The organism is Bradyrhizobium sp. Ghvi (assembly GCF_900115265.1).
Lineage (GTDB): Bacteria > Pseudomonadota > Alphaproteobacteria > Rhizobiales > Xanthobacteraceae > Bradyrhizobium.
Genome location: NZ_FOVU01000013.1, coordinates 83,106 through 102,053, shown reverse-complemented (window position 1 = coordinate 102,053; position 18,948 = coordinate 83,106). Strand labels below are relative to the sequence as shown.

Genomic DNA, 18,948 nt, shown 5'->3' with positions numbered 1-18,948 from the left:
AAAGCGAAGACGGACCGGCGCGGCGAGTTGTTTCGGCTGGGACGTACGCCTTTCAAGCCCCAGCCTCGGCGGTCGCGGCTGCTTCTCCGCGCAGCTGCGCCATCAGCATGATCCGTGACGCCACGAGGTGCGTTCGCATCGCGGTTTCCGCCGCATCGGCATCGCGGCGTTCGATCGCGACGATGATCGCTTCGTGTTCGCGATGCACGGCGTCAATGCGCTGCCGGGTTCGTGCCGTCACCGTTGTGCTCTGAAACCTGCAGATCTGCAGCAACGGATAGAGCTCGTTGCAGATGATGTCGGTGAGCCAACGGTTGCGGCTGCCGCGCACGATCAGCATGTGGAGATCGTTGTCGACGCTGCCGGCACGGAACACGCCGCCCACGCCCTCGCGGCGAAAGCTGTCCTCGAACGCGACGAGGCAGGCGCGAAGCTGCCGTGTCTCGTGCAGCGTCATGTTCTCGGCGGCCTGCCGGCTCGCCATGCCCTCGAGCGCTTCGCGCGTCGAGAGCAGTTGCTCCATGTCGTCGAGCGACAGCTGCACGACGCGGACGCCGGAGAACGGCGTGCGCTCGACCAGATGACGTCCCTCGAGCGTGCGGATTGCCTCGCGCAGCGGACCCCGGCTGACGCCGAACCGGTCGGACAGCGCCTGCTCCGAGAGCTTCTGCCCTTGGGCCAGCTCGCCGGTGAGGATCGCCTGTTCGAGCCGGGTGACGATCTGATCCACGAGAGCGCCGCTGGCTGTCGGTAACATCATGATTCTCATCCGGAATTGTCTTTCAGAAAGATTAGCAGAATTGCGGTTTCGGGCAACGGATTGTTGCCAATCTCCAAGATTGTTGACAATTTTGCCAATTGTAATCAATCTGGGAGCAGAAAAGATCGTCTCCAAGGGGAGGTTCAAGGTGAGCATCACGGCTCTCGCCGCTCGGCCAGCCGATCCGTTGCCGCATGCGCAAGCCGCGGCGATCACCGCGCGGATCGATCGGCTTCCCGAGAACAGGCACACATGGCGACTGGCGGTGCTGATCTCGCTGGCGGGGATGTTCGAAGTCTATGACCTCTACCAGACCGCTTACGTCCCGACTGGACTCGTGCGCGCCGGAATCTTTTCGGAAGGCGCGAGAGGGCTGTTCGGCCTGCCGGACCAGGCCGCGTTTGCGTCCGCGACCTTCCTTGGACTGTTCATCGGTGCGATCGCGTTTGCCTCGGTCGCCGATCGGTTCGGCCGCAAGAAGATCTTCCTGTGGGCGCTGGTCGGCTACAGCCTCGCGACGCTCGCGATGGCGCTGCAATCGAGCGTGAACGGCATTCTCGCCTGCCGTCTGCTGGCCGGCATTGGCCTCGGCGTCGAGCTCGTCACCATCGATGCCTACCTCGTCGAGATCGTGCCGAAGCACATGCGCGGCAAGGCGGCGGCGATCATGCACGCCATCGCGTATCTTGCGATTCCACTGGTTGCGCTCCTCTCGTATCTGCTGATTCCGGTCGATCCCCTCGGCGTTGCGGGCTGGCGCTGGGTCGTGCTGATCGGCGCAGGCGGCGCGCTCGCCGTGTGGTGGTTGCGCGTCAACCTGCCGGAGTCGCCGCGCTGGCTCGCGCAGCACGGCAACATCGAGGCTGCCGAGCAGATAATCCGTGAGATGGAGCAGCGCCTCGAGCAGGATCTCGGCCATAAGCTGCCGGCGCCTGCTCCTGGCATCGTCGAAGTCTCCCGTCGCGCAAGCCTTCGGGAAATCTGGCAACCGCCCTATCGGCGACGCACCCTCATGCTGATGGCGTTCAATTTCTTTCAGACCATCGGCTTTTTCGGCTTCACCAACTGGCTTCCGACACTGCTCGCGGCGCAAGGGCACTCCATCACCAAGAGCCTGCTCTACTCCGCCGTGATTGCGGTCGCCTATCCGCTCTGGCCTCTGCTGTGGGGCTTCACCGTCGCCGAACGCTACGAGCGCAAATGGCAGATCGTGGTTGCGTCAGGCGCGACCGCGGTGCTCGGCCTGATCTTTGCCATGCTCACGGCTCCCTCGCTCTTGATCGCATGCGGCACGCTGATCGTCGGCGCCAACACGCTGATGTCCTATGCCTATCATCCCTATCAGGCCGAGCTCTATCCCACCGAAATGCGGGCCCGCGCGGTCGGCTTCGTTTACTCGTTCAGCCGGCTGTCGACGGTGTTCACGAGCTTCATGATCGCGTTCCTGCTGAAGGAGTTCGGTGCACCGGGGGTTTTCGTGTTCATCTCGTTCAGCATGTGCGTGGTGATGGGCTCGATCGGCTTCTACGGTCCGCTGACACGCGGACGTTCGCTTGAAGACATTGCGCGCTAACGCGTCATCGTTCGTTGCAAAGGGGATCAAGGTTCATGACTGAGAGTGCAGAGATGTCCGACAGGATCAGCATCATCGTCCCGACGGGAATGCTGGGCGGAGGCGTCAGCCGCGCGCAAGTCCAGTACGGCCTCCGCCGCGGCGCCAGCGCCATCGCGGTGGATTCCGGATCGACCGACAGCGGACCGGCTTATCTCGCGCGCGGCGTATCGAAGATGAACCGCGAGTCGATCAAACGCGACCTGCAGATCCTGATGGCGGAAGCACATCGCGCGAAGATTCCGTTGCTGGTGGGGACCTGCGGCACCAGCGGCACCGATTCCGGTGTCGACTGGACGCGCGACATTGTGCTCGAAGTGGCCACTGAACTCAGCATCGGCCCGAAGATCGTTTGTCTCTACAGCGAGCAGAAGGCCGACGAGCTGATCCGCAAGAACAGCCGGGGAGAGATCACGCCGCTGCCGCCGCTCGGCCCGATCAGCGACGCTGACCTGAAATCCTGCGAGCATATCGTCGCGTTGATGGGACCGGAGCCCTACATCGCGGCACTTCAAGCCGGCGCAGACATCGTACTCGGCGGACGCACGACCGATACGGCGGTGCTCGCCGCGGTGCCCCTGATGCGCGGCGCCGGCGTCGCGCAAGCCTGGCACGCAGCGAAGATCGCCGAATGCGGCGGCCTGTGCACGGTCAACCCGAGCCTCGGCGGCGTCTTGATGCATGTCGGTCGCGACGCGTTCGAGATCGAACCGCTCGACATCGACAATCAGTGCTCGCCGGAAACCCTGTCGGCGCATCTGTTGTACGAGAACAGCGATCCGTTCACGCTGACGGAGCCCGGCGGCGTGCTCGACGCCAGCGATGCGGAGTATCGCTGGGTCGACAACCGCATCACCCGCGTCACCGGCTCACGCTGGACACCGAAACCCTACACCATGAAGCTCGAAGGGGCCCGCGGCGGCGATTTCCAGACCATCATGTTCATCGGCATCGAGGATCCGGAGGTGCTTGCCAACCTCGACGAGTTCCACGATCTCATGCAGAAGACACTGACGGGGCGCATCAGGAAGACATTCGGCGACGAAGCCGTTCGATTCGACGTGTCATTGCGCATCTATGGATGGAACGGCACGTCCGGCCGGCCCGTGCCGCGGGGCACGGTGCCGCCACGCGATGTCGGCGTGATGTTCGTGGTCACCGCGCCGACACAGGACCTCGCGAACCGGATGGCGAAGGCGTGCAACCCCTATTTCTTCCACACACCGCTGCGCCCTGGCATCGAAATGCCAAGCTATGCGTTCCCGTTCACACCGGCCGAAATTCCGCGCGGCCAAGTCTATGAGTTCGTTCTCAACCACGTCGTGCACACAAGCGACGCCTTCGAGCTCGTGCGCAGCGTGAGCGTCGACCCGGCGCGCGCGAACAAGGGGGCTCTCGATGCCTAAGCTCAGCGACATCTGCCGTCACGTCCGCTCCAAGAACGCCGGGCCATTCTGGGTGACGGTCGACCTTTTCTTCGATGGCGAGGAGAATTTCAGGCGCTATCACGATACGCCCGCGCTTTCACCGCAGGTTTTCGCCCGCCTGTTCGGCACCAATCCCGATTTGGTCAGGCGTATCCCGGTCGACAATCTGCACGTGGTCAAGATTTCCTATCCGCGCCCGCATCCACAAGGCTGGATGCAGGAACGCGACATGCATGCCGGACAGCAATTCGCGCGATTGCTGGACCTCGAGGTGGATTGAATGTGTCCTGCGTGCGGTCGATGGGAGGCATCACCTAGTGCGAGTTCGTGCTGTGCGAGCGCCTGGCGCGGGTCTATCTCAAATGCAAAGGGGACCAAGTTGCACGCCGGCTGCATGAAGCGGAGAGAGCAGCCAGAGGGAAAGAACTCCAATCAGAAAAATCAAGCGACCCATGTGAGCCCCAACTGCGCGAATTGGACACTTCAACAAAAAGCGCATCAGAATGGACCGGGCATTCCACGACTTCACGGCTCAAATCATCTCCGCTCCGAACCAATCGATTTCGAAAAAGCGTCGACTGTGAGAGCCTTGTCTTTGGCCAGCCCCTGGCTCTCGCCGGGCCGCGCAGAACCGCATCGCCAGCGTTCGTTAAAGTATCCGTCCGTGTCCGAGGGCAACGCTTCAGTCACGCAAAACGTGATAGTGCCCGTTTCGGCATCAAGCCGAATGAAATTCGCGGTTTCCGGTTGGGGATGTGGCTTGTCCCACGGCCGGGGCCACCCTGCGTACTGAACGAAGCCGCCCGCAACTGGCGCGTTGTCCGCAAATTCCGTTTTGTAGCATCTCGATCCATTCCCCAGGTCGCTACCGGAATCCAAAATCGTGATACGGAGAAAACATTCCCACACGAACCCGGTCTGGATGTCCGCGACCAATGCGCGCCCATCAAGGAAGTAGCGAACCCTGTCATAGTGGGCAGGATCGGGCGGCAGCGGCGGCCCGGGTGGCAGGTACTCCGCTGACGAAGCACCAATTAGTCGATATCGCTCCTCAGCTTTTGCTTCGGAATGCAGCAACGCCCAGCTACAAGCGAGTGCAAGACAATACCTCGATATTGGAAATCGTGTCACTTGAGCTCCCGCATGGGCACATGACGTATCAGCTAGGATTCAAGACCAAACATTTAAATGTTATGTCCCCGAAGACGCAGAATTCGACTTTGCCATTACTCTGATCAACGCGCCAAATGCCATCAGGGCCGAGCACGGCATTGTTTTGATGGTTAGCGGCTCGGGTGAAGACAATTGTCGAACGTATTGCCGGATCGCTTGGGGTAAGGGAAAAGGGAATCGAGGTGGGATCGCTGCAATTCTCGGTCTTCAATGTATTCTCGGTGAGCTTGTATACTGCCTTACACTTCGCAATTGTCGCATTTTTGTTGTCGACCAAGTATGCGATGTATTCGTCTTGAAAGACATCGACATTGTAAATCATGCTATGAGGTATCAGGACGTAGTCAGCCGCCTTCGCCGAGAAGGTTGTTGTTAGAAGCAGCGCGACCGAATAGCTCAATGCCGATTTTGCGGCTTCGCGCAGCACGGCAACGACTGAATGTTTCATGAGCGAGCTCCTAACGCATGGCAAATACATTGCCGCGATCGCCGCAGCACCGGCTTTACGACAACATAGTCTTTCGTAAGATCGACAAACTCGTACCCCGTTTTGGTAGTATTTCCGATGCCGACTAGTCGAAAGCGGACTGACGCTTGGGCGCCGCTGACACGAATGGGCCAGCGCATGTTTGTCTTTACCGTCGTCTCACCCGGGGTAACCACGAAAGTCAAAGGGCCTAACGGATTTCCGTTGAACGTAAGGAAGCCAACGTATTCAATCGATTCCGATGAAATAGCGCGAAATTTAAACTCAACGACAATCGTGGTTAGCCCTCGGCGCAAGTACTTCGCCGAAGGCGTCATTCGGTCTAGCCGTGCTGACTGCTTAAACTCGAGCGAAGGCCCCACATCCTCCGCTAAGAGCGTCGAAGCTTGGGTCAGCAACATGATGATCGCCAATATCGCGCCCCAGTAATACCGCCCACATTGCAGCATGATCACATCCGAAAACCCAAGCCAGCTTCGAAATGCTTGTTGAACAGGCGCATACCAACAACTCTAGTTTAACGGCGTGATTACGTTGTCGGTGGGGGCCGTCTGGTTGCCCGACCCTGCGAGTCCTTGATCGGCAATCATGCGATATTGATACTGCTGGTTGTTGGTGCTCACCGTGCCCGCAATAGTGAACACGATCATATTGCCAGAGACCGCATAGTTATTTGCCGCGTTCTTGACATGAATCTTGGCATCGACCTTCGACATATTTTTTGCAACATCGGACATCGCCGACACAATTGTGCGCTGGTTCTCCTCAGAGAGACCAAATCCGCTCATTGCTTCATGAACCTTGTCGTAGGATGCACTACCACCACCGCCAAGAAATCCCCAAAAGCTCAAGTTTGCCGACGCATGAGTAGCCTCGTAGTCGCGAATTTTTTGCCACTGGGACGCTTGAACCATTCCGCGAATAAGATTGTTCAAGTTTTGAACGTCGTTGCTCGTCAACGACAAAACTTTCAGGTCTATGTCGAAATCGGCGTCTGTATGGGCAGGCACTGTATAGCCGAGGCCTGTTATCGAGCCATAACCTTGCACGGTTATACTGAAGCCGTCGGTGGCCGTACCCGCAGTTAGGCTAGCAATGCTTGGAGCTGGAAAAAGCACCGTTCCAGCATAACGTTGCCGATCTGCAGCAAGCACCTTCATATTGCCGGTGTTGCTGGCGATGACTCCTGCACCGACCGCTGCGCCACGAAGGATATTGCGTCGCGAAAAAGACATGGAAATCTCTCCTGAAGGATGATCCGTGGAAACCACTTTGAGCTGTTGCTACTTTGCGTGCCTTGATATCCCCGCGAAGTCACTCGGCGCCGCGTTTCGATTGGACTTCCCGTCGCTACGCGCCGGAGCCGCAAGGCGTTGTCGCTGCCCCGGCCAGAACGCTCGCTCAAAACCTCACTCGTCCCTTTGCAGCGCGGACACACCATGCGCCGACGGTGTGAGACGAGCGTCAAACCGGCGCGAATTGATCGTAAAAAATCAGCTGGCAGGAAGAGAATTTCGAATGCCGATCCCGGCATCGATCCGACGCGCGCGGCATCGCTGACGTCGCCGAACGAAGCGCTCGCCTTCGCCGGTCGGGGCGATCAACAAGTTTCGGGTTTGGAGTTCTGTCAGCCTCAGGCCACGATGGGTCGACCAACGCGTCGGGCGAGACGAGACCCAATCGCGCCGGAGGAATCGTCGCGCTTCAGTACTTCCGCTTGGGAACATGCGCGGCGGCGGCTTCAGGAAGAACGAACGCACCGAGACGACGCCGGTCGGCTGAGGGAACGGCGATGGCAGCATCCGCGCCAATCGCGCGAGGGAGTCCGCCCGCGGGCGCAGCGGCCGCCGCGCCAGCGTCGGTGGCCATGACCGCGTCGACGAGTACCGGGCCAGGATCCTGCGATTGGAGATAGTCGGCGATCCTGCGCACCAGCTGCGGCGCAGCCACGCTGGTCCCGCGCATCGCCACGACCGAGCCGCTGTAAGTGCCGGCCGCGAGCACGCCCCAATGCGCGGCTCCGTGATCGGATACCGCGGCGCAATCGGGTCCGTTTCTCGAGATCGAAGGGCCGCTCGAGGTATAGTCAGCCGGCCGAAGCCGGTCCGCCGCGTCGGCGGCACCGACGACGATCGAGCCCGTACCCGTCGCGATCGCTGACAGCGTGTCTTCGGAGGTGATCGGGCAAACCTTCGTGGTCTTCAGCTCGAGATAACTGCCGTCGAGATCAACTCGGCCATAGGCCCCGGCATGATCGAAATGAGACTGCCGGCCGCGTAGCGGGAATCCCGCGGGGGTGTCGTCGCGCTGGATATAGAGGTGCGCTGTCACCCGGCTCCGCGATTTGTTCGTAACGGAGAGGCGCCAACGGCCGGCCGGCGCCGGGCGCGGTCCGTCGGAACGAGGCGCGGTGCCGTTGACCGAGAGGTGAATGCGCCCGCGGGGAGACACTCCCAAACTTCGGATGACGTCGCAGTAGACGCCGGCGACAGGCCGATCATCGACTTCCAGCGTTCTCATCTCGCCGTCGCCCAGCCCTCCGATCGCAGCGGGTTGCCCGAGCGGCGGCACCAGATTCACCTCGATCGACGTCAGGTCTCGTTCGATGGTATCGCCATCGAGCCAGATCTCCAGATGATTGGGCGTTGCATCGTCGGGAAGAATGATCCAGTCGAGGTCGTCGGATGCATCGCTCTCCAGCTCCATCACGCCGGTCACTCGCGCGCGGTAGCTGTTGCCGGCCGGCAAGACCAGATAGGTCGGCGCGCGTCGGTTGCGGCTCTCGATCAGTTGCGACAAAGCGCGCTCGATCCGATGCGTGCCGTTCTTCGGGCCCGCCAGGATGCCGTAGCTGAAATTGATCACCAGCGGCAATTTCGCACTGATCCTGTCGGCCCACAGCATGATCTGGCGCACCGCCTGGAGCACATAGCTTCCCATGGTGACGCCGGACGTATCTCCCGTCACCGTCGAGGGCAGTTGAACGGCGAGCAGAGGCCGGCGATCGCCGACGTAATCTTCTCGGGCAGACGGATCGTAGCCACCCGCCAGATCAAGAATGTGGGTTCCGTGCGAGATGCGCGACGCCAGCGATTTGCGGCCCGCCGTTCCGAAGTCGAGCAGGCCCACGCGACGATAGATCTCGGCCTCGCTCTTGCTGCTCCGGAGCAGGGCGTTGATCTCGTCGTTGTCGAGACGCCGGCCAAACGCAACGCCGAGGTCGGGGGTCGGCCGCTCGAGGTCCTGAAGCCAAAGCGCCTTGATACGGGATTCACCGTTCCGGCTGCGAAACCGCTGGTGAGCGAATGCGATTCCGTCGTCGATGATGCCGATCGCGACCTGGCCTGATACCGCAGTGAGCGAATGGCCGAAAGAGGTGGGATCGGGCGCGCCACTCGCGCGATTGAACGTCAACCCGAGAATCGGCGGACCGATATCGATGATGTCGTAGAATCCATTCGTCGCGGCGTTGGCAGGGCGATTGGCAAGCGATTCCGGACGATAGATGAAGTACTGCACCTCGACGGGATCCGTCGGCGGAGCGACGGCATTTCGGTCGATTTCGTCGATGAGCTTGATCAAGGACTGCTGTTCGTCCCCCGACATGCGAATGGTCAGTCGCTCGGGCGCGTCCTCGTCCTGCCGGCCGGCGAACACCGTCGCCGCAAGCCGCCTGAGGTTAGGAACATAGCTGCCGTCCGCAGCGGGAAGCAGCTGGATCTGCACCGGGCACCAGTCCTCGAGAGCCCCCACCCTGCGCGGTGCCCGGGTTCTCCACTCCCAATCCAGATACGGATTCGGGCGTTGCGCGCGCGCTTCCTTCCAGACGGCATCCATGATGCGCTCCCCGAGGCGTCAGGTCACAATCAAACGGCATTCCGAGAGAGCGGCATCCCACAAATGACCGAGCAGGGGCGACACCGGAATGCTCAAAGCCGTGCTTGCCCGCTGAATGATCCGGTCGCTTCCACCGGTGTCGGCGGTGCCATCGCTACCCGCCGACCTCTTGTAGGACATCGCCAGCACCTGGTCATACGCAAAGTCGCCCTCGAACCCTCGGCCATCGAAGCTGCGCGTCCTGACCTCGCCTTTGCCCGACAGCCGCGCGATGTAGAATTCCGCCAAGGTTCGCCCGAGAACCATCCCTGCAACACTGTCGACCGGAAAATGGACTCCCGCCACGGTGCGGTTGATGGCAATGCGCTCGGCGTGCCGCATCAATTGGACGAATGTCGGATCCGCTTCGTCGAGACTGTCGCCGGACGATTTCGCCTGACACATCAGGGCATAGAGCACGAAGGCTGCGGCAAACGACTCGGTGGCATGGCCGCTCGGCAGCGACCCATGGGCCGGCGTCAGGATCATGGGCTGGATCTGCGGCGAATACTCGACGGGCCGCCGGCAAACCAAGGCGTGCTTCACCCTCATTTCGATCACGATCGTGACCTGCTGAACCAGCGAAAGCAGTTCGAAGGTCCGGCGGCTACGCTCCGGGTTCAGGAATCCAACCGATCCCAGGAAGCTGAGGATGTCGTGCATCTCAGCCGCTATCTCGCTGCTTCGCTCCATCCGGAGCGCCGCATAGCTATTCACAAATTCCAGTTGCTTGGCGAAATCCGCCTCGGCTGGGCGGATCATATGGACGAGCGTGCTGAGGCTCGCGACACTCCGGTCGCGGTACTCCACGGACACGGAATTGGAAGCCGCATCGTAGTAGATTCCCGACAGCAGCTCGCCCTCAAGTATCCGATACCTGACCGCCGGCGACCAGCGATCGAGGGCGCCAGGGTCGGCCTGGTAATTCGCTGGAATCGAGGTCGGGGGACGCCAGTAGCCGACCACGCCTTCGCGACTGGAGATCAGGGCCCGAGCCGTCGTCGAACGTGCACTCCGCAGGCTGTCGCCGCTGTCGCCACTGTCTGCGCTATCCCCACTGTCGCCGCTGTCCCCGCTGTCGCCACTGTCACCGCTGAGCCTTGCCATCTCCCGCCTCCCTGCAAAGGGACTGTCATCGCCCCGATCGCCTGGACGCGAATGTCGATTTGGAAGGAAGGAGGGTCAAGCCAGCTGCCGCCGAAATCGGCATATTTCACGCATAATTCACGTTGACCTTGGGGCCAAGGTAAGTTCAACTTCCGGTAATCATCTTCTTTTTCTCGTTCTTCGATTTCACGACGTCAACTCGATCCGGCGATTCCAATTCATTGCAGGCAGCGCCATGCGGAGCTCCAACGAAAGAGTAAGTATTCGGATAGTCGGGCCGTTTGGAATGCGCAGGTCAAACGGCGAAGATTGCACGCCGAGCGGACGCAAGAGTTGCGCCATCGTGGCGATGCTTGCGTTGGCGCCCGAAAACAAGCGATCCCGGAGCTGGATTCAGGACAAGCTCTGGAGCACCAGGGGGAAGGAGCAAGGCGCGGCAAGCCTGCGCCAGAGTCTGTCGGAAATTCGCAGGGCGTTGGGGCCGGACCGCGATTGTCTGGTGGCCAACGCCTTCGTGGTGTCGCTCGATCGCAGCCGCATCGCCATCGATCTGGACAATCCGGCGACGCTTGGCGCGCAAGACGTCGAGATTCTTGAAGGGCTCGATATCGGGGACCAAGAGTTCGAGGACTGGTTGCGATTGGAAAGACAGAGAGTACGCAAGCAGGGAATATCAGCCACGGCCGACGCTGGCATGAGCGCCACGAATCTCACCCAGTCGCGGCGAATGCCAAATCATCTCCTGCTCACCCGAAAGTCGGCGGCCGGCCACGGGGACTCGCCCGTCCTGGCGGACTGCGTGCTCGACACGGTCGCGAAGTCGATCGGCGAGCTGGGTAGCGCCATCGTGTTCGATCGTCGCATGGAGCGAGCCGAAGACTGCGTATCCAGCGATCATTGCAACGCCCTGGCGCTGCACTCCGAGATCGACGATTCGAACGGAAATCGAGTCGAACGGCTCGCGCTCCTGCAACTTCCCGACAAGAGCTTGATCTGGTCTTCCACCCTGTCCGTCCCCCGTGGCGGGACGCTGGATCTCAACGACCCAAACCTGCTGAGATGCGCCAATCTCGCCGTCAGCATCGCGACAGATCAGTTTGTCAAGATGCACGCGGATGGCTCGGAACGAATCCTGTCGTCGGCCCTGTGCTATTCGGGAGTGCTGCACCTCTTTCGACTTGGCAAGATCAATTTCGAGGCGGCCGACCACCTTTTTGCGCGCGCTTTCGAGATTGAGCCGCGCGGGATTCATCTGGCCTGGCGAGCTTATCTCCGGACTTTCCTGCTCGCCGAGCGACAGTTTACCTGTCGACAGACCATTGACGCGGAAGCGTTCGATTTCATGCATCGCGCGCTGGAGCTGGAGCCGCACAATTCCTACGTTGCGGCACTGAGTGCGCATGTCCAAACCATCATGAGACGATCCTATGTGGCCGCCTATGAGCTCGCGGAACGCAGCGTGCAGCTCAATCACGCCAATCCGATCGGCTGGGCGTGCCTGGGCGTTGCGAAAAGCCACTTGGGAAAGCCGGAGGAAGGCTTTCAGCACACCTTGACGGCGCGCGCCATCGCCGGCTCTGCACCATACCGGTTCCAGCTGGACGCCCTCAGCTGCATTGTCGGCACCATGGCGGGTGAGTTCGACAAGGCGATATATCTCGCGGAGGCCAGTCATGCGCTGGCGCCGGAATTCGCTCCGCCTCTTCGTTACCTCTCGGCGCTCTATTCACACGCGGGACAGCGCGAGCTTTCTCTCGAAATGGTCCAAAGGCTGCAACGCGCCGAACCGGACTTTTCCTATGAAAAGCTGCGTGACAAGACCTATCCAGCGGCCGGCCTGCATCGAACCGCGATTATCGATTCGCTTCCAATGCGACAAATATAGCACCGGAACAAGGTCCATCCCCGCGCTTGTGTTTGGACGAAATAAGCTTGCCGTACCTAATTGTCGCGGTGTTCGCGCATCCTAGGAGACATGAAGGTTGTAAGGGCCGGCTTCCGTCGGTCGACCGTCGCCTCGCGCAGCTTTAAGGTTCGTAGCATGACCGAAGAGTCCTCGACAGCCATTCCTGCCAAACCGTTGGCTTTCCGGCACCCGATGCGATCGCTGTCCGGGCGACTGGCGGGGGTCGGTTCGATCAAGATCGTCACGATCGGTTCATCCACCACCGCCGGCGAAGGCGGCATCGTGCCGTACCCGCAGCGCCTGGAGAACGCCCTCCGCGAGCGCTATCCCGGCCGAAATTTCGATGTCCTGAACCGCGGCGTCGGCGGCGAAGAGGCGCCCGACGAAGTCAAGCGGATGCAACGGGACGTGATCGATGACCGCCCGAGTGTCGTCATCTGGCAGGTCGGCACAAATGCAGCGTGGAAAGGACAAGACCTCGCCGCGGTGGCCAAGTCCATCGCGGACGGCCTGCAGATGCTCTCGCAACTGGGCGCGGACGTCATCCTCATGGACGTTCAATACGTCCCCGCATTGCTGGTACCCGGGAAGCGGCAAGCTGCTGAACGGATCGTCGATCTCATCGCCACCGCAGCCGAACGAGCCACCTTCCCGGTCAACGTCTTTCAACGGTACGACCTGATGCGTCGATGGCACGACACGGAGTGCATCTCCTTCGACCGCATCGTCGATTCCGGGGATGGTGACCGTCTCCATCACAGCGACTGGAGCGCACGCCGGATGGCCGAGGCGCTCGCCGACACGATGGTCATCGCCGCTGCTCGAACAACTTGAGGGGGCGATGCGGCCGCACCCCTGTTCGCCGGCTCCCGGAAGCCTGACGCATCCTGCCGGCTATCTCGGCGGACGATATTCAGGAGGACAGACCGTCTCTCCCGTGGCCGCTCGCCTGCACGGTGCGGTCACCACGGTGCCCTGCTGAGGCCAAGTCAGCACGAGATAGGCCAACGCTACCGCAAGAGCAGCAGCTGCGCCTGCAATCAACCATCGCAATCTCATGGCCCTCCCCGACGTTGTTCCCCGCGCGGCAGGTCAGCGACCTTTCGTTCGCATTTCTCCACGGGCCTGTTGGAAATTTATCATCCCCGACGAGTTCCAACCCGACGATGACGCGTTCCCTCTCGGGACACTCGTTTTAGCTCACCCCATGCGGCTGGAACGTCGAAAGCTGCGCGTTGTTGACCCGTGCTGAACCTGGAGGACAGACATGAAAATTGTTCCAAGCATTGGCCTGATTGCGGCGTCGCTTGTCGCGGCTGCGGTGGCTTCTCCGAGCTTTGCGCAAGGGCGGGGTCCCGGCCCCTGCACCAGCTCGGGCAACGGCGCAGTCGGCGTGGAAGGGCCCGCGATGAGTGGCGGTCAGTTGATGGCCGGCGTAGGAAACTGTCGTCACCGGCATGCCAGGTGGCGCGACAGCTACGGCTATTACCAGGCGCCGGCACGCGTTTATGATCGCGACTACTACGATCGAGGATATGGCTACTACGATCGAGGATATGATGGCCCCGGCGTCACCATTGGCGTCGGACCCGATCGCTGGTGAAGCCTGAGCGGAGGCCGCCCCTGGAGGCGGCCTCTTTCGCTACGCTTCAGGAGCTTCTTGTCGATCCGAGGCACGTCAAGCTTGGCACGGCGTTCGATGCCTAGCCATCAACGCCCTCACTCAAGCTGAGACGCTCGATGGCCTCGAGGTTATGAATCGTCACGGACGTGTACTTTGCGGTCGCGATTCCATCCTGCTCGAGGCTCTTGAGCAACCGATTGATCGTTTGACGCCCGACGCCGATCATCACCGCGAGATCCTCCTGCGACAAGCGCAGATCGATCACCACTCCCTTCCTGGTCTGGCGGCCGTGACGATCGGCGAGCCGCCACAGTTCCTGCGCGAGCCGGTGAAGCGGGCGCCGATTGCGAAGGATGATCAGATTCTGGATCGACACGCGCAGATGATCGCAGACCTGGCGGACAAAAGCTGAATAGTACTCGTTGCTCTCGCCGATGAGGGCCTCGAACCGCTCCTGGCTCAGGTGAAAGAGCACCGTCTTGCCGACGGCGAACGCATCGTAGCCGAAGGCGCGCCCGTCCAGCGCCGAGGTCACGCCGATCCAGGAACCCGGCGAGGTGATCAGGAGGAAGGAGGGATTTCCCGACAGGGAAAAGCTGGTCAGACGCATTTGTCCCGAGATCAGGGCCACCAGCCCGTCCCGGCCGTCAGTCGCCGAATAGATCAGGGAATTGTCGACCTTTCGAACGCGTCCGAGACGCAGGATGCTGTCAGCAAGCGGCGCGGGAAGGCCGGCAAACCATTTGTTCTTGCGCAGAACAGCCTTCAGGGTGGCCTTGTTCATTCGTGGCCCGCAGACAACGAAAGGCGGACTCGTCGCTTTGCCGACAGTCTTAGTCCCGATGTCATTCTCATCTGAGGAGCAGCCATTCTACGACGAACACCTTGTGGCGCCGCAATGTGCATCTTTGGAGACCAGCACGCAACATGGGGCTGCTTGCCCCGGCAGTCGCCGCTGGACCACGCCCCTTTCGAAGTTCATTTGGGAATGTATCGTACGATAACGGCAATCTTACATCGCACGCAAAGGTTGACCAAGCGGCCGCCGCCCTAATCCGCGACAATCGGATCGGCGGTTCTAGAACGCCTTTTCCTCGGCTTCATAGATCGTCATGACTGGAGGCTTCGCGCAGAGCTTGGCGACGTCCTGGACGAACGCACGCGACTCCGGTCTTGCAAAGTGCGCCTCGAGCGCAACGGCATCGCGCCAGCGCTCGAAAAACCTCAAGCGGAGCGGAGCTTCGCAATCAACCTGCACCACGTGCTCGATGCAGCCCTCCTCTCCGCGGGACCGATGCACGTGCTCGAGGCTGACCTTCATCAGGCGCTCGAAGCTTTCGCTTCGTCCATCCACAGATCCAACGACGATAATCATCAAGCTGCCCTCAGATTGTTGCCGAACACCGGTTCACCGGCCGCGTGGCGAAGTCCCGCGGAGAAACAGATCCGAAATGCCCCAGCCCTTGATCATCGACGGGATCGAAAACACCATCGTGTAGTTCGCGAAAGGTAGACGTAGGCGGCGATGCGTCGCCTCTGATGTCATGACAGCGTCCCCTTTTTGGCGTGCGTTCGTTCGTCGACGACCGCCGCTTCCGCCCTCATCCCTGGGCCCGGACGCTAGGAGATTTTTGTCGGAGGATTGTCGCGATTGCGACAAAGTTGCTCACGAACTGCGTTTGTCTGTGGCCAAGCAGCAGCGCCCTGCCATTCGTCGGATCTACGGAAAATGGTCCCTTGGAAATCCAGCGCACGAAGGACGAGCTCATGTCATTGACAGCGGATCACCTCTTCGATGTCAGGGGGCTTGTCACCATCGTGACCGGAGCCGCGAGTGGCCTTGGCCTCGCCATTGCCGAGGCGATGGCGGCCAACGGAGCCGTCGTCGTCCTGGCCGATCGGAACGAGACGGAGTTGAAGCGGGTCAGCCGGGACGTGCTTCCCGCGGCCGAGATTGCGGCAGTCGATGTCGCGGATCCAGATGCCATCCGCCGCCTCACGGACGACGTAGTCGTGCGCAAGGGCAAGCTCGACGTCGTGTTTGCCAATGCCGGAATCAGCGCCGGGCCGGGAATCGTCTCGCCGAAGGGGGCCATCGAAAACATCGATCTCGCCGCATGGAACGAGGTGCTCGCAACCAACCAGACCGGCGTATTCACGACGATGCAGGCCGCGGCCCGGCACATGAAGGCGCAGCGCAGCGGCCGGATCGTGGTCACCGCGTCCGTGGGAGGACTGCGCGGGGCCTGGGCCACGGGATATTCCTATGCGGCCTCGAAAGCGGCGGTGGTGAATCTCGTCAGGCAGGCGGCTCTTGAACTGGCTCCGTTCGGCATTCAGGTCAACGCGATTGCACCCGGTTTCTTCCGGACCGCGCTCGGCGGCGGCCGCCTGCTCGACGAGGCCGGAACAAAGCCGCTCGAAGCCATGGTTCCGATGAAGCGGATTGCGATGCCGCGCGAGATCGCCGGCGTCAGCCTGCTGCTGGCGTCCCCGGCCGCGAGTTACATCACCGGATCGGTCTTCACCGTGGACGGCGGGATCACTGCGGCATGAAACAATTCGAGGGACGGGTCGCCGTCGTTACGGGCGCTGCGAGCGGCATCGGGCGCGAACTGGCCATCGCATGTGCCGAGCGCGGCATGAAGCTCGTTCTGGCCGATGTCGATGTCGAAGGTCTTTCGGCTGTAACGGAAGCAATGCCTGGTGGCATCGCCGTGCGCACGAAGCACTGTGACGTGTCCGGCTTCGAGGCCGTTCAGGACCTCGCCGACCTCGCCTTTGGGGAGTTCGGCAACGTTCATCTGCTCTTCAACAATGCCGGCGTTGCGGCGCTGGGCCCGGTCTGGTCCGCAACCCCTGAAGACTGGAAATGGGTGCTTGGCGTCAACCTGCTGGGCGTTGCCAACGGCATTCGAAGCTTCGTGCCGCGGATGATTGCGGGTGGCGAGGACGGGCACATCGTCAATACATCCTCGGGCGCGGGGCTGACCGCTGTTGCGGGGTCCGGAATTTACTGCGCAAGCAAGCACGCGGTTGTGGCATTATCCGAGTGTCTTTTGAAGGACCTCGAGATCGCCGGCTCGAAACTGAGAGTCAACGTGTTGTGCCCGTCGCTGGTCAGGACGGCCATCGCCGACTCGGACAGGCATCGTCCCGCGCATCTGGCGTCGACGAATCCAGACAGTGCGCCGTTCGATCGGCGCGTCAGAGCGGGGATGGCGGCATCCGATCTCAGCGCCGCCGAAGTTGCCAGCATGACGATGCAAGCCATTTGCGATGATGACTTCTACATCCTTCCGCATCCGGCAGTCCGGCTTCGCGTCGAGGAGCGGCTGCGCAATATCATCGGTGATCACCGGCACCACAAGCCAGACAACCTCGTGACGACAACGGATGGACCATGAGCAATTCAGACAATGATGCGGACCTGCCGGCAAGGATCCGGGCGCTGGAGATGCGCCTTGCCGAGCATGACGACCGGGAGGCGATCCGGACGCTCCGCTGCACCTACCACGAATACGTCAATCAGGACCGCGTCGCTGAACTGGCGGATCTCTTTGCGGAAAATGCCACTGTTTCCTATGGCGGCCGACCATCTGTCACCGGCCGCGAGGCGATCCGATCCTTCTTCATCAATTTTCCGATCAAGTGGGCCCGTCAGTTCATCCACGCGCATGTCGTCGAGATCAATGGCGACCGCGGCAAAGGCTACAGCCATCTCGACGGGCGGCCTGTCCTCAACGGCAAGAGCATCATGGTCGGCGGCCGCTTCGACGATGAATACATCAGAGAAAACGGTCGCTGGCTGTTTTCAAAGGTGGTGTTGACCACCTGGTACATGGTCCCGGTCGAGCCGGGCTGGGAAGCCGCGGCCGTCGCCAGGCCAGCGTAGATCTGAGCTTGGCGAGGCGGTCTCGAGGCCAGTCGGCGCTCCGCAGCACATCCGCCGCATCGCAAACGCCCGGCTTCGACGCTCGCGATGCAAGTGGGCACTCTCGGCGCCGTAGTCTCACGTCGCCGCAGCCGCCTGGTAGAGGCGATCGCGCAGCCAGGCGTGACCTGCATCCTCCTGATTGCGCGGGTGCCACAGCGCGACGATGCGGGCCGGCGGCAGAACGAGCGGCGGAGGCGTGAGGTCGAGCTCGTGGGCGAAGCGCATCAGGAAGCGCCGCGGCAGGGTGCAGATGCAATCGCTGTGCGCGAGGATGACGGGGGCAAGCGCATAGGTCTGGATCGAGACGGCGACACGCCTGACGCGGCCGAGCGCGCCCAGCGCGTCGTCGACCAGGCCTGCGAAGCCGCCGCCGTCCGCGGAGATCAGCAGATGATCGGATGCGCAAAACGTGTCGAGATCGAGCGCGCCTGTTCCGCGCGGGTGTCCTTTGCGTTGTGCGGTCAGAAAGCTGTCCTCGAACAGCGGACGCTGCATCAGCTCGCCGCTGGTCCGGTCGGGCCCCGTGACCAGAACATCGATCTCGCCGCGTTCGAGGCGATCGACGATATCGGGCGTCGGGTGGACAAGCGCGAGCCGCGTGCGGGGAGCCATCGCGGTCAATTGAGCGACGAAACCCGGCGCAAGCGTCACCGCCGGATTCTCGTGAATGGCGACGACGAAGGTGCGCTGGTCCCGTGCAGGATCGAAGGCGGCCGGCCCCTCCACCATGCGGCGCAGCCGACCGAGCACCTCCGCGAGTTCCGCCTGCAGCTCTATGGCCCGCGTCGTCGGCACCACGCCCCGCCCTGCCGCTGCGGGCACGAACAAGGGATCGGCGAACACCTGCCGCAACCGGTTTAGCCGGGCCGACAGCGCCGGCTGCCCGATGTTCAGACGCGACGCCGCACGGGTGACGTTGCGCTCGCGCAGCAGCGCCTCCAGCGCGAGCAACAGGCCGAGGTCGATCTCGGCGAGGTCGGAATCGTCGACCGCCCGGCCGGGACCACGTTCGACATCCGTCATCGAGACACCTCCGTTC

17 protein-coding genes are annotated in these 18,948 nt (G+C 61.7%); 9 read left to right on the top strand and 8 right to left on the bottom strand.

The window, feature by feature from the left end:
- Positions 1–52: 52 nt before the first annotated feature.
- Positions 53–760: a GntR family transcriptional regulator gene (locus tag BM374_RS32560; protein WP_092302312.1), complete on the bottom strand. Its 708-nt coding sequence runs from the start codon at positions 758–760 to the stop codon at positions 53–55.
- A 148-nt stretch (positions 761–908) separates the two neighbouring features.
- Here BM374_RS32560 and BM374_RS32555 point away from each other — a divergent pair, with 148 nt between their 5' ends.
- From BM374_RS32555 to BM374_RS32545, 3 genes are read left to right on the top strand one after another with little or no spacing between them, the layout of a single operon-like run.
- Positions 909–2,333: an MFS transporter gene (locus tag BM374_RS32555; RefSeq protein ID WP_244552770.1), complete on the top strand. Its 1,425-nt coding sequence runs from the start codon at positions 909–911 to the stop codon at positions 2,331–2,333.
- Positions 2,334–2,368: 35 nt separating this feature from the next.
- Positions 2,369–3,778 carry an acyclic terpene utilization AtuA family protein gene (locus tag BM374_RS32550; RefSeq protein ID WP_244552769.1) on the top strand — a complete coding sequence of 470 codons (1,410 nt, stop codon included), beginning with the start codon at positions 2,369–2,371 and terminating at the stop codon, positions 3,776–3,778.
- Positions 3,771–4,079, top strand: coding sequence for a DUF4387 domain-containing protein (locus BM374_RS32545; protein ID WP_092302307.1), 309 nt, complete (start codon positions 3,771–3,773; stop codon positions 4,077–4,079). The genes BM374_RS32550 and BM374_RS32545 overlap by 8 nt, the downstream gene beginning before the upstream one ends.
- An 879-nt stretch (positions 4,080–4,958) precedes the next feature.
- Here BM374_RS32545 and BM374_RS32535 read toward each other — a convergent pair.
- The 4 genes from BM374_RS32535 to BM374_RS32515 all read right to left on the bottom strand — a co-directional run bounded on the left by BM374_RS32535 (position 4,959) and on the right by BM374_RS32515 (position 10,442).
- Entirely contained in the window at positions 4,959–5,420 is a 462-nt protein-coding gene (locus BM374_RS32535; protein WP_092302304.1) for a hypothetical protein, read from the bottom strand.
- Positions 5,421–5,971: 551 nt separating this feature from the next.
- Complete coding sequence (locus BM374_RS32525) at positions 5,972–6,694, bottom strand: hypothetical protein (protein WP_092302300.1); 723 nt, start codon at positions 6,692–6,694, stop codon at positions 5,972–5,974.
- 469 nt (positions 6,695–7,163) lie between these two features.
- Complete coding sequence (locus tag BM374_RS32520) at positions 7,164–9,296, bottom strand: S8/S53 family peptidase (protein ID WP_092302298.1); 2,133 nt, start codon at positions 9,294–9,296, stop codon at positions 7,164–7,166.
- Between the two features lie 18 nt (positions 9,297–9,314).
- Positions 9,315–10,442 carry a phosphatase PAP2 family protein gene (locus tag BM374_RS32515; protein WP_092302296.1) on the bottom strand — a complete coding sequence of 376 codons (1,128 nt, stop codon included), beginning with the start codon at positions 10,440–10,442 and terminating at the stop codon, positions 9,315–9,317.
- Between the two features lie 343 nt (positions 10,443–10,785).
- On the opposite strand from BM374_RS32515, the gene BM374_RS32510 reads away from it, so the two are divergent.
- The 3 genes from BM374_RS32510 to BM374_RS32500 all read left to right on the top strand — a co-directional run bounded on the left by BM374_RS32510 (position 10,786) and on the right by BM374_RS32500 (position 13,951).
- Positions 10,786–12,327: a hypothetical protein gene (locus tag BM374_RS32510; protein ID WP_092302294.1), complete on the top strand. Its 1,542-nt coding sequence runs from the start codon at positions 10,786–10,788 to the stop codon at positions 12,325–12,327.
- Positions 12,328–12,483: 156 nt separating this feature from the next.
- The gene (locus BM374_RS32505) at positions 12,484–13,182 is read left to right on the top strand and encodes an SGNH/GDSL hydrolase family protein (RefSeq protein WP_092302392.1); all 699 of its coding nucleotides are present in this window, start codon (positions 12,484–12,486) and stop codon (positions 13,180–13,182) included.
- 433 nt (positions 13,183–13,615) lie between these two features.
- Positions 13,616–13,951 (top strand): hypothetical protein, encoded by a 336-nt coding sequence (locus tag BM374_RS32500; RefSeq protein ID WP_092302292.1) that lies wholly within the window; start codon positions 13,616–13,618, stop codon positions 13,949–13,951.
- A 100-nt stretch (positions 13,952–14,051) separates the two neighbouring features.
- Here BM374_RS32500 and BM374_RS32495 read toward each other — a convergent pair whose 3' ends face one another.
- Together BM374_RS32495 and BM374_RS32490 are read right to left on the bottom strand one after the other, a co-directional pair.
- Positions 14,052–14,756, bottom strand: coding sequence for a Crp/Fnr family transcriptional regulator (locus BM374_RS32495; RefSeq protein ID WP_092302290.1), 705 nt, complete (start codon positions 14,754–14,756; stop codon positions 14,052–14,054).
- 294 nt (positions 14,757–15,050) lie between these two features.
- Entirely contained in the window at positions 15,051–15,347 is a 297-nt protein-coding gene (locus BM374_RS32490; RefSeq protein WP_092302288.1) for a putative quinol monooxygenase, read from the bottom strand.
- Between the two features lie 392 nt (positions 15,348–15,739).
- On the opposite strand from BM374_RS32490, the gene BM374_RS32485 reads away from it, so the two are divergent.
- Genes BM374_RS32485 through BM374_RS32475 form a run of 3 tightly spaced genes read left to right on the top strand, consistent with a single transcriptional unit; the run spans position 15,740 to position 17,867 of the window.
- Positions 15,740–16,528 carry an SDR family NAD(P)-dependent oxidoreductase gene (locus BM374_RS32485; protein ID WP_092302390.1) on the top strand — a complete coding sequence of 263 codons (789 nt, stop codon included), beginning with the start codon at positions 15,740–15,742 and terminating at the stop codon, positions 16,526–16,528.
- Positions 16,525–17,379 (top strand): SDR family NAD(P)-dependent oxidoreductase, encoded by an 855-nt coding sequence (locus BM374_RS32480; RefSeq protein WP_092302286.1) that lies wholly within the window; start codon positions 16,525–16,527, stop codon positions 17,377–17,379. Before BM374_RS32485 ends, BM374_RS32480 begins: the two co-directional genes overlap by 4 nt.
- A complete protein-coding gene (locus tag BM374_RS32475) occupies positions 17,376–17,867 on the top strand; it encodes a nuclear transport factor 2 family protein (RefSeq protein ID WP_092302284.1) in 492 nt (163 codons plus the stop codon). Before BM374_RS32480 ends, BM374_RS32475 begins: the two co-directional genes overlap by 4 nt.
- A 117-nt stretch (positions 17,868–17,984) precedes the next feature.
- On the opposite strand, the gene BM374_RS32470 is transcribed toward BM374_RS32475, so the two are convergent.
- Positions 17,985–18,932, bottom strand: coding sequence for a LysR family transcriptional regulator (locus BM374_RS32470; protein WP_092302388.1), 948 nt, complete (start codon positions 18,930–18,932; stop codon positions 17,985–17,987).
- Positions 18,933–18,948: the final 16 nt, after the last annotated feature.